At 56.2% G+C, this 14,664-nt stretch carries 17 protein-coding genes; 8 read left to right on the forward strand and 9 right to left on the reverse strand.

The window, feature by feature from the left end:
- The first annotated feature begins 222 nt into the window (after positions 1 to 222).
- A complete protein-coding gene (locus tag BM062_RS17285) occupies positions 223 to 834 on the forward strand; it encodes a LysE family translocator (protein WP_092399080.1) in 612 nt (203 codons plus the stop codon).
- A 54-nt stretch (positions 835 to 888) separates the two neighbouring features.
- Here BM062_RS17285 and BM062_RS25630 read toward each other — a convergent pair whose 3' ends face one another.
- From BM062_RS25630 to BM062_RS17310, 6 genes are all read right to left on the reverse strand, one after another.
- Complete coding sequence (locus tag BM062_RS25630; protein ID WP_175501057.1) at positions 889 to 1,065, reverse strand: hypothetical protein; 177 nt, start codon at positions 1,063 to 1,065, stop codon at positions 889 to 891.
- 115 nt (positions 1,066 to 1,180) lie between these two features.
- Positions 1,181 to 1,945, reverse strand: a complete 765-nt coding sequence (locus tag BM062_RS17290; protein ID WP_371326601.1) for a substrate-binding domain-containing protein — start codon at positions 1,943 to 1,945, stop codon at positions 1,181 to 1,183.
- 74 nt (positions 1,946 to 2,019) lie between these two features.
- On the reverse strand, positions 2,020 to 2,286 hold the full coding sequence (locus BM062_RS25635; RefSeq protein WP_041741488.1) for a DUF1488 family protein: 267 nt from the start codon (positions 2,284 to 2,286) through the stop codon (positions 2,020 to 2,022).
- 289 nt (positions 2,287 to 2,575) lie between these two features.
- Positions 2,576 to 2,989, reverse strand: a complete 414-nt coding sequence (locus BM062_RS17300) for a hypothetical protein (RefSeq protein ID WP_092399084.1) — start codon at positions 2,987 to 2,989, stop codon at positions 2,576 to 2,578.
- A gap of 147 nt (positions 2,990 to 3,136) precedes the next feature.
- A complete protein-coding gene (locus BM062_RS17305; protein ID WP_092399086.1) occupies positions 3,137 to 3,577 on the reverse strand; it encodes a DUF1294 domain-containing protein in 441 nt (146 codons plus the stop codon).
- 28 nt (positions 3,578 to 3,605) lie between these two features.
- A complete protein-coding gene (locus BM062_RS17310; RefSeq protein ID WP_092399088.1) occupies positions 3,606 to 4,022 on the reverse strand; it encodes a PaaI family thioesterase in 417 nt (138 codons plus the stop codon).
- Positions 4,023 to 4,350: 328 nt separating this feature from the next.
- Here BM062_RS17310 and panB point away from each other — a divergent pair, with 328 nt between their 5' ends.
- Positions 4,351 to 5,181, forward strand: coding sequence for a 3-methyl-2-oxobutanoate hydroxymethyltransferase (gene panB, locus BM062_RS17315; RefSeq protein ID WP_092399090.1), 831 nt, complete (start codon positions 4,351 to 4,353; stop codon positions 5,179 to 5,181).
- 52 nt (positions 5,182 to 5,233) lie between these two features.
- Here the strand turns inward: panB and BM062_RS25955 are convergent, their stop codons facing one another.
- Positions 5,234 to 5,758, reverse strand: coding sequence for a winged helix-turn-helix transcriptional regulator (locus BM062_RS25955; RefSeq protein WP_254785122.1), 525 nt, complete (start codon positions 5,756 to 5,758; stop codon positions 5,234 to 5,236).
- A 135-nt stretch (positions 5,759 to 5,893) separates the two neighbouring features.
- On the opposite strand from BM062_RS25955, the gene BM062_RS17325 reads away from it, so the two are divergent.
- On the forward strand, positions 5,894 to 6,421 hold the full coding sequence (locus tag BM062_RS17325) for a hypothetical protein (protein WP_092399094.1): 528 nt from the start codon (positions 5,894 to 5,896) through the stop codon (positions 6,419 to 6,421).
- Positions 6,422 to 6,755: 334 nt separating this feature from the next.
- The gene (locus tag BM062_RS17330) at positions 6,756 to 7,235 is read left to right on the forward strand and encodes a VOC family protein (protein WP_092399096.1); all 480 of its coding nucleotides are present in this window, start codon (positions 6,756 to 6,758) and stop codon (positions 7,233 to 7,235) included.
- A gap of 59 nt (positions 7,236 to 7,294) precedes the next feature.
- On the opposite strand, the gene BM062_RS17335 is transcribed toward BM062_RS17330, so the two are convergent.
- Together BM062_RS17335 and BM062_RS17340 are read right to left on the reverse strand one after the other, a co-directional pair.
- Entirely contained in the window at positions 7,295 to 10,369 is a 3,075-nt protein-coding gene (locus BM062_RS17335; protein WP_139220083.1) for a hypothetical protein, read from the reverse strand.
- Positions 10,370 to 10,831: 462 nt separating this feature from the next.
- Positions 10,832 to 11,236, reverse strand: a complete 405-nt coding sequence (locus tag BM062_RS17340) for a hypothetical protein (RefSeq protein ID WP_092399100.1) — start codon at positions 11,234 to 11,236, stop codon at positions 10,832 to 10,834.
- 681 nt (positions 11,237 to 11,917) lie between these two features.
- On the opposite strand from BM062_RS17340, the gene BM062_RS17345 reads away from it, so the two are divergent.
- The 4 genes from BM062_RS17345 (at position 11,918) to BM062_RS17360 (ending at position 14,138) form a co-directional block, all read left to right on the forward strand.
- Entirely contained in the window at positions 11,918 to 12,727 is an 810-nt protein-coding gene (locus tag BM062_RS17345; RefSeq protein ID WP_139220084.1) for a hypothetical protein, read from the forward strand.
- Positions 12,728 to 12,759: 32 nt separating this feature from the next.
- Positions 12,760 to 13,251: a GTP-binding protein gene (locus BM062_RS17350; RefSeq protein WP_254785123.1), complete on the forward strand. Its 492-nt coding sequence runs from the start codon at positions 12,760 to 12,762 to the stop codon at positions 13,249 to 13,251.
- Between the two features lie 18 nt (positions 13,252 to 13,269).
- The gene (locus tag BM062_RS17355; RefSeq protein ID WP_092399106.1) at positions 13,270 to 13,671 is read left to right on the forward strand and encodes a roadblock/LC7 domain-containing protein; all 402 of its coding nucleotides are present in this window, start codon (positions 13,270 to 13,272) and stop codon (positions 13,669 to 13,671) included.
- A 107-nt stretch (positions 13,672 to 13,778) separates the two neighbouring features.
- Positions 13,779 to 14,138 (forward strand): hypothetical protein, encoded by a 360-nt coding sequence (locus BM062_RS17360; protein WP_092399108.1) that lies wholly within the window; start codon positions 13,779 to 13,781, stop codon positions 14,136 to 14,138.
- Positions 14,139 to 14,664 lie beyond the last annotated feature (526 nt).

Raw genomic sequence — 14,664 nt, forward strand, 5'->3', positions numbered from 1 at the left:
TCGGCCGGTGGAGTTCAGGCTTGGCATGCAACAAACCGCACTGGGAGCAGCGGCACGCTTCCACAGCTGGCGCGTGCGCCAATACATTTACCCCCTTTGTGCCCCCTCCCCAGCATTTCCCCACGTAATGACGCCCCGGAATACCAAAGCTGTTTTCAATGATAGACTTTGCAATCGCGACTCACCATCCTGCCCGCAAACCACATCATTGAGGACCGGCCAATGACACTCGGATTCCTGCTGACGACCTTGATCATTGTCGCATCGCCCGGCACCGGGGTGATCTACACCTTGTCCGCCGGCCTGTCGCGCGGAACAAAGGCCAGCATCCTGGCCGCCTTCAGCTGTACGCTGGGAATCCTGCCGCATCTCGGCGCCGCCATGTTCGGACTGGCCGCGATCCTGCACGCCAGCGCGCTTGCCTTCAACGCCGTCAAGTATGCGGGTATCGCCTATCTCCTGTTCATGGCCTGGAGTTCCTTGCGCGAGAAAGGCGCATTGCGGGTGGACCGCGTCGAAGACAAACGCTCCGACCTGCGCGTGATCGTCGATGGCGTCCTCGTCAACATCCTCAATCCGAAGCTATCCATCTTCTTCGTCGCGTTCTTGCCGCAGTTCGTCAGTCCCCAGGATACGCATCCGCTGCTGCGCATGCTGGAACTGTCCGGCGCCTTCATGCTGGCCACCTTCGTGATTTTTTCAGGCTATGGCGTGTTTGCCGCCGTGATGCGCGATCGCGTGGTATCGCGGCCGCATGTCATGACCTGGATGCGGCGCAGTTTTGCGGCGGCGTTTGGCGCCTTGGCGGTCAAGCTGGCGCTGACTGAGAGATAAGAAATTTTTCACGGCAGCGCCGGCGCCCGCCGGCAAGCTGTCCGCGCCCTCGATTTATTTCCTGGATTTGACGTATTGCAGCTCGCAGGTTTGCGTCGTCTGGTCTTTGAGGAAAAGTTCATTGCCGCTGGTGCATGACGCCATCCAGGTGCGCTTGTCGTAGGTAAGGCCCAGGAACATGGCAACTGCGATGATGATGCAACCTATGACAATAGCGATCGGTAATTTCATATAGCTCGGATACGGGCAGTGGATACATGTCGGCAGATACCACATGTTAATCCATTGCCGCCGCTGCTTGCGAACGAATATTTGATCCGTATTGCGTGCCTGCGCGCGGTGCAGCTCACTGGCGCGGATCGAGGCCGCTCTTGATCACGTCGGCGCGCGCCTCCGGCGAAGCCAGGTAACGAATCAATGCGCGCGCGGCGTCCGGATGTTTGGCGCCGACTGGAATGCCGGCCGCGAAAGTGGTGATGCTCTGGACCTGCTCAGGAATCCTGGCGACAAAATCGACGCCTTGCACCGGCAATATCTCGCTCACCTGCTGGAATCCCAGTTCGTACTGGCCGCCAGCCACCAGTGCAGCGACCGGGGTTTTCTGGATCATGCGGGCTTTCGGCTTGACCTGTTCTTCAATGCCCAGCTTCTTGAACAGCTCGCGCTCGATATAGACTCCGCTGGCGCTATCTGAATAGGCAATCGATTGCGCACCGAGCAAAGCCGATTTCAAGCCTGCCACCGTGCTGATGTCCGGTTTGGCGGCGCCGCTCCGGACCGCCATGCCAATGCGGGAATCAGCCAGATCGACGCGGCTGCCGGCAATCACCCGGCCTTGCTTGATCAATTCGTCCAAGGCATAACCGACCATGATCACGACATCAGCCGGTTCACCCCGCTGCAGGCGGTTGGGAATCGCTTCCGGCGCCTTGCCCATGGAAGGTCCCCAGGCGGTTACCAGCGCATGGCCGGTAGCCGCTTCAAATTTGGGCTGCAAGGATTTATAGGCGGCGGTAAAGCCGCCCGAGTTCATCACATCGATTTCATCGGCTTGTACAGTGCTGGCGCACAAGGCAATGCTGATCGCTCCAAGAGCGATCAGCCGGGACATGACAGGTTTGATATGCATGCTCGATATTATCCGCTGTTCCGGTTGAATACCGGCCTGCAATAATGAAGAATTATCTAATCGTTAAAATCGTCAGCCAACAGTGTAACGCCGTTGCGGCGTCCCGTTGCCCTGAGCTTGTGGGCGAGCGCTATCTGGATCTCGACCTTATGGCCGCGATAAGTCGCAAGCCGGTCTTCCGGTTGCGGCCCCGCGTAGAATTTATTATCCAGGCATTCCTTGGTGACATTGCATTTTGTCAGTTTGTTATCAATGACGACTGGAATGATGACGCTGTTGGAATTGGGATCGTGGACTATTGCACCGAGAAAGGAAATCCGCATTTTCTTCTCTCCTGAAAATAGGTGGTAAAACCAGCATTCCCATCCCAGCATTGAACAGTAACTGTCGCGCCAGCCTTGAAACCATGCGAACGCCTGCGATGGAGCTGATGGAATAAGACATCGCACCCGTTTCGCAAGTTCAAAATTTATGCGCATTTAGATACGCATTTAACCGCAGCCCAATACATCATGATCGATGTATTGAGCATTTACCAATATCCACACCGCGCAGCCGGCAAGCCGCGCGGCTTGGCTTTGGCCGGCCCGCTTCAATTCAAAAGCAGGACGTCTATTTGCGATCCGGCACAGTCAATTCCCGCAGCACGCCACCGTCAAGTACGCTGCCGGTCGCCGTGCCTTCACCCGCTATGCGGCGCTGGCACGCATCCCTGTCGTCGGCCGGCAAAGCGTTGCACCTTAACAGGGCATTCTTTTGGTCGGCCTCCGGGTTGTCGCTGAGGTGGCCTCTTTTTGACTCTTGCAAAGCGGCGCCGGCTTCGCGCAGGCAAGTCTCGCGCGCCTGGTTCGATTGTCCGTTCAGGCAGGCTGCTCGTTCCGCCTGGTAGCGTGCATTCGCATCTTGCGGATTGCCGGCGGCCACGGCTGCCAGCGAGGCGCCGGAGATAAAGAGCGCCAAGGCCAGTTGCCGTATTGCCTTGCAATCAATAAACGTGGATAAGGAAAAATTTCGCTTGGCTGGCATGATGGATCTCCGATCTAAAATTTGAATCTATCGGAAACCTTCGCGGCCGTATGTGCGATAGCGAGCATTACAACATGTTGTTTTATCGCTAATATTTGAGTGCTTTCGGCAACGTGGAGCGCCTCATGTCGATCTGCTCAACATTGCCTATGCGCCCAAGGCCATGGCAGAGCGCAGGAAACCGGCGCCAGGCTTCGTGAGAATCCAGCCAAGCGCGCAGCAATTCAAGATGACGGTGATCCAGAATACCGCCTGGAATTCTTCTTTCTTCGATTTGTGGCGCATTATTCTCTGGGCCAGGAAAGCCCCTGGCCAGCCGCCGGCAAGCGCCAGCAGGTGCAGCGTGCTCTCCTTGGTGCGCCATCGTTTTTTCTTTGCGGCGTCCTTGTCAAGTGCATACGCGAGAAACGCGATGGCGCTTGCCGCGTGGTAGAAGACAAGCACCGCAAGCGGAATCCACACCATCAATGTGGCCACCAGCAGGAAACAGTAGAACAGAACGGTAAAGACAACGCCGGACCGCCCCGCTCCCGAGGAAGGCGCCGCTGCTGCCCTCTTGTCGGCACGCAAACGTCCCTTGTCATCCATGATCAGATATATGGAGCGGAATCAGGCGTCAGGCGCCAACATTGACGATCGTTGCCTGCATGATGGCGACCACTTTCCAGACGCCTCCCGACAAGGCTTGGACTTCTCCCGTGCAGACAGTGAGCAGCTTGCCCGAAGTCTGCACTTTTCCGACTGCCAGGAATCGTTCGCCAATCGCAGGGCGCACGAAGTTGATCTTGAACTCGGCAGTCACAACATCGCTTTCCAACGACGCCTTGGTCAGCGCCGCGTACCCGCATGCACTGTCAACAATGCTTGTTATTGCGCCAGCGTGAACATAACCGCGCTGCTGCGAAAGCCGGGTGGAAAACGGCAATTCTATTTGCACCTCGCCGTCCGCGACTGAGACCAGCCGGGCGCCGAGGGTCGCCATCAGGCCCTGCGCGTTGAAGCTGGCTGCGATTCTTTCTTGAATGCCACTCATGGAGAATTTGCCTCTTGTCAGGAAAGTGGATACCGCCTAACGATCATTAGGCGGACCGGATATGCATGCAGTCATTATGCATAAGGAAAACCATTTCCAGCAAGAAGGCGGACTTGGCTGATTCGGCACAACAATTCCAGGCGCCGCGTTACCTGCCGCCGGCAAAGATCGCAGCCTTTTCGGGTATCATCACTCCCCCTCCCCGCTCCTGGCATCAGGCAAGAGGAAAAGCTTTAACCTGATTGAGCACGATCAGGACAACGACGCGGCGCCTGGGCGCGTCGGCAGCATGTGGCAAGTGTGCACTTTTCAACATTAAGGAACGACTATGTCTGGATACCTGCAGGAACGCGAAGGCGCCGTGCGCCGCAAGGCGGTTACCGTGCAATCACTATCGGCCATGCGAGCCGCCGGCGAAAAGATTGCGACGCTGACCTGCTACGACGCCAGCTTTGCGTCGCTCATGGACTACTGTGGCGTCGACTTGTTGCTGGTCGGCGACTCGCTCGGCAATGTCTTGCAGGGACATGGCACGACGCTGCCGGTGACGATTGCGGATATTGCCTATCACACCGCATGCGCCGCGCGCGGAAACCAGACTGCGCTGCTGGCCGCAGACATGCCGTTCGGCAGCTATGCCACGCCGCAGTCGGCATTCGACAATGCAGTGAAGCTGATGCAGGCAGGCGCGCAGATGGTCAAACTTGAAGGGGGCGCATGGCTGGCGGACACCGTAAAATTCCTCACCGAGCGCGGCATACCGGTATTCGCCCATCTCGGCCTGACGCCGCAAGCCGTGCATCAACTGGGCGGATTCAAGGTGCAGGGAAAAACAGCGGAAAGCGCGGAGCGGCTGAAAGCCGACGCCATGGCGCTCCAGGCTGCAGGCGCAACGCTGCTCCTGCTTGAAGCGATTCCGGCTGCGCTGGGCAAGGAAGTGACTGAGATGCTGGCCATTCCAACCATCGGCATAGGCGCCGGCCCCGACTGCTCGGGACAAGTGCTTGTGATGCACGACATGCTGGACGTATTCCCCGGCAAGAAGGCCCGCTTCGTGCGCAATTTCATGGAGGGGCAGTCGAGCATTGAAGCTGCTGTCCGCGCCTATATCAAGGCGGTGAGGGATAAGTCCTTCCCTGCCTCGGAACACTGCTTCTAGACGACCCTGGCTAATGACCTCGCCGACAGCAAAAGTACATTTGCTCAATCGGTCAGTCGGACAAGGATTTCGAACTATCTGTCTGCAGCCGCGCGTCAGTTCCATCAATGTGATCCAGTCCCCAGGTCCTGAGCTGGGCCATCAGCCCTTGGAGCGAACGTCCCTTCTCAGTCAATCGATAAGCCTCCCTGCCGGCAATATCGCTGGACGGGTAGCGTTCGACAAGACCGCTGGCAGAAAGCCGGGCGAGCCGCTCGGCAAGGATATTGGTTGCGATTCTCTCTGGCGACGCGAGGAATTCCTTGAAATGCGACTTACCGTACATCAAATCTCGAACGACAAGCAGAGTCCACTTGTCGCCTAAAAGATCCAAGGTGCACGCGACCGGGCATACCGAGCGACGATTCTCGTTGTGAGCCGAGCTCGCGTTGTTTTGGGGGCGCGCAACACCCTGCTTAGCGCGTGGCAAAGAAACTCCTGCGTAACGGTCGTCGGGGCGGAATCGTTTTTTTGTTGTCCATTGCTTGACTTTATCCAAAATACTTGCAAAATACAAGTTCGAACTTGCATTTTGCAAGTTTAAGTCCGATGCCGTCTTGCAGCTACAGGATATTGGCGCTGGCGCATGCCATGAGCCATGAGCAGCGCGGCTGGGCAAGGTCAAGCATCGCTCACTGGTGTTGATGTCGGAAACATTCTATTGGAGTCTTGTATGGAACCCATCAGAAACCTTGCAACCTTACTTCCCTTTGCGGCGAGCGTCGCCTTCGGCATGCTCGCGTGGGGAGCATTCTGCCTTACCTATGTCTGGCCGCGCATGCGCGAGCTCCCACTGCACGCGGCGATACGTCCTATTCTGCATCTGCACTTGTTCCGCTTCATAGGTTTGGCTTTCATCGTGCCGGGCGTCGTCGGCCCGAGTCTTGCCGTGGGGTTCGCCGCGCCCGCGGCGTACGGCGATCTCGTTGCAACGGTGCTGGCGTGGGTGGCTTTGACGATGGGATCAGGCCGCTATTCGCGCATCGCGATCTGGGTGTTCAACTTGTGGGGTTTTGCCGACCTTTTGTTCGCCTTCTACCAAGGCGTGATCGGCGTAGGCATCGAGCCGGCTGCGCTCGGTGCTGCCTGGTTTATCCCGACTGTCGGTGTTCCTCTCTTACTTTGGACCCATGTGCTGGTGTTCGCGATCTTGCTGCGCACTTCCCGTTCCGCCAGTTTCCTCGCCCGTGCAGCGCAGTAATCACCGTGCAAGACGTACGGCGCCGAAACCCTTGAGACGGAAACCTATTTGCGGAAGATCGCTAATCGTCCGCTTGTGGCCGGATGTAGGCATAAAATAATAGCAAGCCATCATCCGCGCCACTTGCCATCGACCATAGAAAAGAATCATCATTGTTGTTCAGCAATCAAGTAACGTATTCCATCTTGATCTGCGGACCATCTGGGAGCCAGGAATTTTGCCGGCACTATTTTCAGGAAATCAAATCGAAGAAGCGTGTGACTAGGCATACCCAGCCCAAATGTTGAGAGCCGAATGAGGCTTCTTTTATCTGTTCCAATTCAGGAGAAACAACATGGTCAGCAAAAACACGATTTGTATCTGGTTCGACGGCGCGGCGCTGGACGCTGCGAAATTCTACGCCGAGACGTTCCCGGACAGCGCGGTGGGGGCAGTCCATCGCGCGCCTGGCGACTATCCTGCGGGTAAGGAGAACGACGTCCTGACGGTCGAGTTTACTGTGATGGGCATTCCTTGTCTTGGCCTGAACGGGGGGCCTGCGATCAAGCACAACGAGGCATTCTCATTCCAGGTCGCGACCGACAACCAGGCCGAAACTGACCGCTTGTGGCACGCGATTGTCGGAAACGGCGGCCAGGAAAGCGCGTGCGGCTGGTGCAAGGACAAATGGGGATTGTCGTGGCAGATCACGCCACGCGTCCTGATGGCCGCGGTCACCGATCCTGATCGCGCCGCGGCCAAGCGGGCGTTCGATGCCATGATGGCGATGAAAAAGATAGACATCGCTGCGATTGAAGCGGCTCGGCGCGGTTGAGGCTCATGACACTGTCCTAATACGCACATCGGACGTTCTCATTGAAGCAGAATTTCCACTTAAACGTTTACCTGAATCTTCAACGCCGCCTCTGCCGGCGCCGCTCCCTCGTCTACTGAACCGACGGACGACGATTGCCTGGTGAGACCGGTGAGGCGGTCGCGCACGTCATGGCTCATCTCTTGGCCGCGATTGGCCGCGCGCCGGGTCATGGAAAGCGGAATCTGCGCCACGAGCTGGCTGATCGGGGACGTGATGGGTACATGCATGTTATTAACAATCATCCCGGTACGCCGCATCTGAAACCGGGCCTTGGTACCGGCCGAGGCCTGCCTGTAGCGCCAATCGAAATAGTTCGACGTGCCGCTCAACTTGCCGGTTGCGATGCTCTTCCCGCCAATCGAAAGCTTGATGTCGTCCGGCAAGTCGGCAAGTCTTTCGAGATCGTCCACCAGCCTGTCGAGCGCGACATCGATCCGCGGATCGCTCATATCCATCGCCGACGGATCTGCCTCGGCGATGTCCAATCCGAGAGAAACCGGATCGCCATCCCGCGCCAGCGTTCCCAACAGCTTCGCCATGCTGGTCTTCTGGAACCGGGCGCGTTCGGCCGAAATGTATGGCGCCGTGACCGGAGCCGTTCCCTGCACAAACACGCGCGCGTCGTTCTGATCGTTGTACGTCTTGGGAACGTGGATGCCGTGACTTATCTTGATTTCATTCTTGATGTTGAGGCCTAGGCTCACCGCAGCGCCGAAAGTATTGGCGACACCTGCCAGCGTGGCAGAACCGGCATTGGTTATGGAGTAGCGCTCGGCCTCGCCGGCAGTCAATCTCTTCGCCAATTCTGTCGCTTCTACCTGACCGCGGCCATCGCCGGTGAACAGCGCCTGTGCATCGCCATCCCTGATCGCTGCGAGAGCCCGGGCGGCCGATTGCAAACCGGCTTCCGCAGCGGGGCCTTCACCCTCGGAGAGCACGCTCTTGATGTTCGATTGCGCCAGCTCAAATGAGATCCAATCACGCAGGCTGGCTTTGACGTCGGCGCGCAAGCCGGCATGAATCTCCGCCTGCACAAATGTGCGACGATCAGGCCGGCCGGATGGTGCCTGTCCGGTGCGGGCGGCGGATTTCAGCAATGCCGCCAGTGTCTTGCAGCTCTTGCCGAGCAAGATACGGCCCATGCTGTCGAGGCGCATGCGATACGGCGTTTTCCAGGAGTCAGCGAGGGTCGAAGCCTTGAACTCGGCCTGGTGCGCTTGCGTAAAGGCCGCTTCCAGCTCCTGCATGGCATGCGGGTCAGCGGCGGCGGCTTCCATCTGCTGCCGGTAATCGGCATAGGCTGTCCAGTTTGCCAGCGGCTTGACGTCATGCTCTGTCGTGTCACGGCGCGCGATATCGTCTAACGCGGCGAGCAGCCTGGTCTTTGCCTGCGCGCGCACTTCCGGGCGGCGCCAGAGGCGTTTTTCCTTGATGTAAATTTGATAGGCTTGCGCTCTTTCCTTTTGCTGTCTGGCCGCATTGCCGCCGAGCAGATCGAGCGACTTCCCAAGCGCCACGATGGCGCGCTTCGCCTTGGATTCTCCATCTTTGCTCGGTCCGGAACTGAGCTGATAACCCACATACATCAACGCCACCGCCGTCACCGCTACGGCACTGAAGCCCCCCGTCACGGTGGCTGCAACAGCATGGGACAAGATACCCAGAACGGTCGACGTGACGGAAAACGCAGCACTTGCGCCACTGACGCCCAGGTAGCGCTTGTTGCCCTCATATTCGATTTTGGCGCTTTCAGAAGCGGTTTTGTAGTCCGTCTTCAGCTCGTTGCGCAAGCAGAACCGCGCGTACTCGATGCCGAGTTTTCCTCCTGCGGCACGGACATCGTTTTCAGCTTGCAGACGTTCTGCGGGAGAGATGTCCACAACGGCAAGCCTTGATTTCGCGGCATCGAGCAGGATCTGTGCTTTTTCCATCCGCTGCACGCATTGCCGGATCTTCGGCAAACGCCATACGAGCGTTGCCGCCGCACCCAATACGTTGGGTCCGGTTTTGGCGCTCGGAGAGGCATCGGCTTTTCCCAATGGCATGATTTCCTCGGTGCCGGCGTTACGCATGCGCAACTCGGCGGAGTCGAACGAAAGCTTGGCAGTCACGGCCGTGAGAATCAATTGGACCGCCGACAGTGCGGTTTTTGCTGCCGGATGGGAGGAAGCGGCAATCTGCGCGATGCTGCTTACAGCGCCGCCCACCGTAGACGAAGACATGACCGGCTGCCGGTGCAGAGCACCGGTTCCGGTCGTCTTGAAACTACTGAGCACTTCGTCGGAATTCTCGATCCCTGCAGCCTTGAGGAAGGTCGCGATCATTTCCCGGTAGTAGTCGTCGTCTCCCGCTCCTTTGGGAAGAAGCCTCTGCCCTCGCCTTTCCTCGGGAATCGCGCCGGCATGGGCACGTTCGAAATTAAGCGCCATGAGCCTGGACAATTCCGGTATTGCCGGCGAGCCGGCCTGGCTGTTGCGCCACCCCTGGCAAATCTCCAGCGTGCTCTCCAGATTCCACCGTTCGACCCGGATGGGAGGCGTGAATGGGACTTTTTTGATATTGACCAATTGTGCAAATCGGTCTTTGACTGTGCCGCGAGAGAATTGCGGAGCGGCGGCGGCCAGCGTGCCCGGCTGGCGCTCCAGCACCTCCGGCCGCGGCTTCACGCTGCCATTGCGGCGCGCGCCGGAACTGGTAGAGGGCTCGGTGCGTTGTTGATCCCGCCGGTCGTCCTGCTGCTCGGCAATGCTGGGCAAGGAGGCGACACTGCGACGGGAAGAGCCTATCGGCGGTGCGCGCGATGCACTCGACGAAAGCTCTGCCTCACCGCGCCTTCGCGGATTGCTCAATTCAGCCTTCGACAGCCATGAGGCGACGATTTCCTCACTCGTCAGCGGCGCGGCCGACGAGTCCATGCCTGGTAAAGTGTGAAGATCGATCACGCCGGATCGTTCCTCAAGTTTAGCCTTGCCTTTCGAAGCAAGGGATTGCGCCAATGATTCTTCACTCCACCTCCCATCGTCGCTACGCACCACACTGTCGAGCAGCGCCGCCGAGGCGGACGCCGGCGGTTCACGAAAACTGCGTGACAAGGAAACGCCTGCATCCGTCTTGCGTGGGAGGTTGAGTTCCGATCTGGAACGCCTTACTCTAGACATATCGGAAAGCGTGGACAATTGCACCGACATTCCACTCGCCCGTCCGCGCTCCGTTGGCGGATTCTCCTGTGCGGCCGACGATGCAGTGGATGGCGGTTCCTGCGCGGAAGTTTGCGCTATGGCCGGAATTCCCCGGCCAACATTGGGGCGAATAGGCATGGCAGGCTCCAGGTGGTTTGCGGCATTAGGCTGGCATGCCAAGCATGAAAAACAAATGATTACCCGAGTTCCATTTTGTGCCTGGCTGGCCTCAAGCTCAAGATATGCTACAGGCAAGCCAAAGGGCATTTACCAACGCTGCGAAATCCCATTGCATAAGACGAAGCAATTGGAGCTTGAATTGACCGGCGTCAAGACAAAGCGAACTCGATCACCGCCGCAATGGAAAAATCCGCGTCAATATGGCCGGAATGCCATCCTGGGTCTTGCATCGCGACCCCTGCTTGAATTCATATAGTTGCTGAGCCATTCATAATGCGCTTCAATTTCGACAAGCAGTTGACTGGCTTTTTCGCGTACCGCATTGTCTACGTCGCCATGGTTCGCCAGTCCATCCAGAATGGCCTCGGCAAGCGTGCCGTAAAATTGCAGCTGAGGCTGATTGCCGCAGATGCTCTCCCATTCTTCAAGAAAAATGGCGTCGAAAGTCAGGCTCTCTATAAATCGTGCAGCACTGGTTGTCTCATCCAGATTAAAAGAACGCAATATCTGCGCCAGCAATAAAGCATCGTCGTCTGAAATCTTTTCCACCATGTTGTCCACCTCGTCGGTCTGAAAACGCGAATAGTTGCAAAAGGTCATACAGATAGTTCGATGTATTCAAAGCCTGCTTAAGCAGCGCCAACTCAAGTATCGGAAATATTGAAAGTAGCTATTAATCGCGGCAGCGGATGATTTCGATGATTTCCTGGCATCGAAAGCAGATCCAGCGTTTTGATTTTCTGCGCAAAACGTAGCTGCCCGCGCCTGCCGCCACCTCTCCCTGGTGATTTGTGCAGAATTTCCTGCTTGTGATAACGGTTGCCGCTGACGCGCTCGCACTCATTGCTGGCGGAGAAATTTTTCGAAGAGTTGGGCTCATTAGTCGCTACCTCTGGCTACCTTCCGGATCTGCTTCAGTCCTATGTTCGATAGTGCATAGTGTCAAAGAAAATTCCAATCAGACCATCCTGAAATCCATGTAAGCATTTCCTTCAATAGTGCAAACAATTCCAGCGACCGGCCGTTGGAAATTGGATCAATAACAACAAGAATTCGCAGTTTTAGCACACTGCGGCGATCAGATTTTCATAGCAGGATTAGGGAAATTCTTACAGTCGACAGCAGTGAGCCTACAGAAATATCAAGATCCCCTGATACCCCCCATTCATCGCATTGCTTAGTCTTGCCGTATGCCCAGCGATTGAAAAACATACGTTGCATGCACATCCCTTACGTCCTCCACTGGCCCGGCAAGGCAGTGTCGACTGAGTTACCGCGTCTTTGAAGGAAGAACCATGCCGAATTGCCAACCAGAAAGTGCAAGCACACAATTCTGCGATTTCACCGCCATCCTCATTGGCTGCACTCGAATCGGTTTGCGTGATGCGTAAAACGTCCTTCATATCCGTCAAATACCTGGCTGAAAAAGAATTCCTGCGTTATGACCTCCTGATGCAGATCGCGGATGAAAAAACCATATCCCAATGGCGTCCATCCGATCTCAAACTCGCCTCCGTGGCATTGCTGGACATGACGATTTTCGCTGCTCGCGAGCCACTTCCTGCTAACTGCGTGTGTATCTGGATCTCTGAATCCCCTGCCTATCCAGGCCGTAAAGGCGACATGACTTTGCTACCCAATTTCGGCGTTTCGGATTTGATTAACGCATTGGATCGTGCTGCTTTGCGATTGCTAGACATGAAAGCCGCTGATGACAGCCCGGATATTGAATCGGAACCGCTTTCACAAAAAACCTACCGCATCTCGAAATGGGTCAGTCTCGAACACGGCTTTTCCACTCTCCGCTTTCAGAAAATCCTGGCAATAATGACAAAACAAGACATCAGCTGGGGCTGGCTGTTGACATATGGCGGCTTGACGGAACGTGACGCCATGCTGTTTCTTGGCGAATTGAGAAAGAAAAGCGCACTTGTAGAGAGAAATAAAATGTTCCTCGTCCACGACCGCATCGCACACGCATCGCGGCCGATCTCTCTTGAGCAACATGAAGGCGGCGTCGGATTGTTCGTCAAAAAAATCAATCAATGGCTAGGCCGGACTCGCTCACAAGAATTGGAGAAAACCTCATAGTGTGCATACTCCGGATTGTTCTGCTAGGGCCGATGGGAATCGGCAAGACCACCGCCATTCGCTCTCTGTGCGGCGATCTCATGGTCGATTGCGATGTCCCCAACATGGATCCGTCATCCTGCGCCAAAGAAAGCACCACCGTCGGCGCCGATTTCGGCGTGGTGGAGCTGGATGGCGGCGAGCAATTGCATATTTACGGCAGCCCCGGACAGGATCGCTTCGACTTCATGCGCGGCTGGCTGCTCTCCATGTCTATCGGCGTCATCGTGATGATCGACGCTAACCAGCCAGACGCGGTTCAGGTGGCGACCAGATATATCCGTACTGTACTTTCGGTATCCGAGAGCATGCCATGCATGCTGTTGCAGGCACGCCCAATCAGTGCCGAGGCGGCTGACCGGTTTACATCTGCAATCACCGACATACTAGGCATGCCGGTGCCGGTAATCGCTGCGGACGTACGGGAAAAATCGCAAATGCTCGACGCATTGGATATATTTTCTTCGTTGCTGGTAACAATATAAATTCAACTATCAAGAGACATGAAAGCCAAACTAGCTTCTGCATCAATCGCAGCCCACCACGTATTCAATCAAATCGGCATGTCCCAAAACGGCATTTCCACGATAGTCATGACCACCCTGGATGGCCAGGAAATCGCCATCCACGACCCAGGGCGGAAATTCAGCGCGGCGCGCCTGTCGGCAATGACCAGCTCCCTGGTCGCGATTGCGCGATCGGTAGGCAAGGAAGTGGATTTTCACGGATGCGATCGTCTGCTGCTTGAAACCCCGAACGGGAAAATCATCTTCCGGCCAGTCGGCATGCAATATCCCTATTTGCTTTGCATCGTTGTCAATCGCGACGCCATCCTGGGGCACACGCTGTGGACGGTCGACAAGATTGTCAGCAATTTCATCCAGCAGCTAGAGCTCAGCCAATAACGCCAAGCCGTTTCCAAGTTCACTTCATGCATCACCGGCGCTGGCCGGCCGACGGTGATGCTTCTGGTCCATTTAACGCCGCTATCAATATATGCAGGGGAAAAAATATGAGTAACATGAATGTTATCGTTGAAAAATTGTTGGCCATCGATGGTGCTTTGGCGGCAGCAATTGTCGATAGCAATAGCGGCATGATCCTGGGTTCCGGCGGTTCCGGCGTCGACCTGGAACTGGCAGCGGCCGGCAATACCGAGGTAGTGCGCGCCAAGACAAAAACCATGAAAAGCCTCGGCCTGAAAGACAACATCGAAGACATCCTGATTACCCTCGGCAAGCAGTATCACATCTTGCGCCCTATCGATAAACAAGACGGCCTGTTCATCTATGCCGTCCTGGACAAGAGCAAAGCCAATCTGGCGCTGGCCCGCCGCAAGGTACTGGATGCAGAGCAAGCGCTGGTGATGTAAGCACTGCCGCAGGCCAGATGAGAATTTCTCCTGGTTTGATTTGCCGCGGGACCTGAGCACGCCAGGCAGCCATCGATATCGATGGCTGCCTTATTTTTTTGTATTTTTAGTGCGTTTTCAATCTCCTGCCTTATCGCTTGGGAAAATAATCGAATCCCGCCACAGTCACCATCAGCGCGATCAATGTGAAACCGCGCACATGTTGATGTCGGATCGCGTTGTCATCGCAACTACACTTCATTGATTGCATAAGCACGGTCCTTGAAGAGATACGATTTTATTCGATGAAAAGATTGTGCTGAAGGCTCTGCGGTATTCGCTCGCATGAAGTTAAAAACGACAAAAACACTGTGGGAATTTCTTGAATTTATCGTAGGCATTTCCGACATTGGTGTAAGCCAATACCTGCATGTGTGACCACTCCCGAAACTGTCATCACTCCGCGTCCCTATGGAAATCGAGCTTCTTCCCGTGACCGCGCGTTCCTCCGCAGGCCGGGATCACGGTTGCAACCGTTGAAAGAACC

This window comes from Collimonas sp. OK412, assembly GCF_900112135.1.
In the GTDB taxonomy this organism is placed as follows: Bacteria; Pseudomonadota; Gammaproteobacteria; order Burkholderiales; family Burkholderiaceae_D; genus Collimonas; species Collimonas rhizosphaerae.

Coding starts and splice junctions, on each gene's coding strand:
- BM062_RS17285 (WP_092399080.1), top strand. CDS start 223: ATGACACTCGGATTCCTGCTGACGACCTTGATCATTGTCGCATCGCCC.
- BM062_RS17360 (WP_092399108.1), top strand. CDS start 13,779: ATGAGTAACATGAATGTTATCGTTGAAAAATTGTTGGCCATCGATGGT.
- panB (WP_092399090.1), top strand. CDS start 4,351: ATGTCTGGATACCTGCAGGAACGCGAAGGCGCCGTGCGCCGCAAGGCG.
- BM062_RS17290 (WP_371326601.1), bottom strand. CDS start 1,945: ATGTCCCGGCTGATCGCTCTTGGAGCGATCAGCATTGCCTTGTGCGCC.
- BM062_RS17310 (WP_092399088.1), bottom strand. CDS start 4,022: ATGAGTGGCATTCAAGAAAGAATCGCAGCCAGCTTCAACGCGCAGGGC.
- BM062_RS17340 (WP_092399100.1), bottom strand. CDS start 11,236: ATGACCTTTTGCAACTATTCGCGTTTTCAGACCGACGAGGTGGACAAC.
- BM062_RS25635 (WP_041741488.1), bottom strand. CDS start 2,286: ATGCGGATTTCCTTTCTCGGTGCAATAGTCCACGATCCCAATTCCAAC.
- BM062_RS25630 (WP_175501057.1), bottom strand. CDS start 1,065: ATGAAATTACCGATCGCTATTGTCATAGGTTGCATCATCATCGCAGTT.
- BM062_RS17305 (WP_092399086.1), bottom strand. CDS start 3,577: ATGGATGACAAGGGACGTTTGCGTGCCGACAAGAGGGCAGCAGCGGCG.
- BM062_RS17350 (WP_254785123.1), top strand. CDS start 12,760: ATGGGAATCGGCAAGACCACCGCCATTCGCTCTCTGTGCGGCGATCTC.
- BM062_RS17300 (WP_092399084.1), bottom strand. CDS start 2,989: ATGCCAGCCAAGCGAAATTTTTCCTTATCCACGTTTATTGATTGCAAG.
- BM062_RS17330 (WP_092399096.1), top strand. CDS start 6,756: ATGGTCAGCAAAAACACGATTTGTATCTGGTTCGACGGCGCGGCGCTG.
- BM062_RS17325 (WP_092399094.1), top strand. CDS start 5,894: ATGGAACCCATCAGAAACCTTGCAACCTTACTTCCCTTTGCGGCGAGC.
- BM062_RS17355 (WP_092399106.1), top strand. CDS start 13,270: ATGAAAGCCAAACTAGCTTCTGCATCAATCGCAGCCCACCACGTATTC.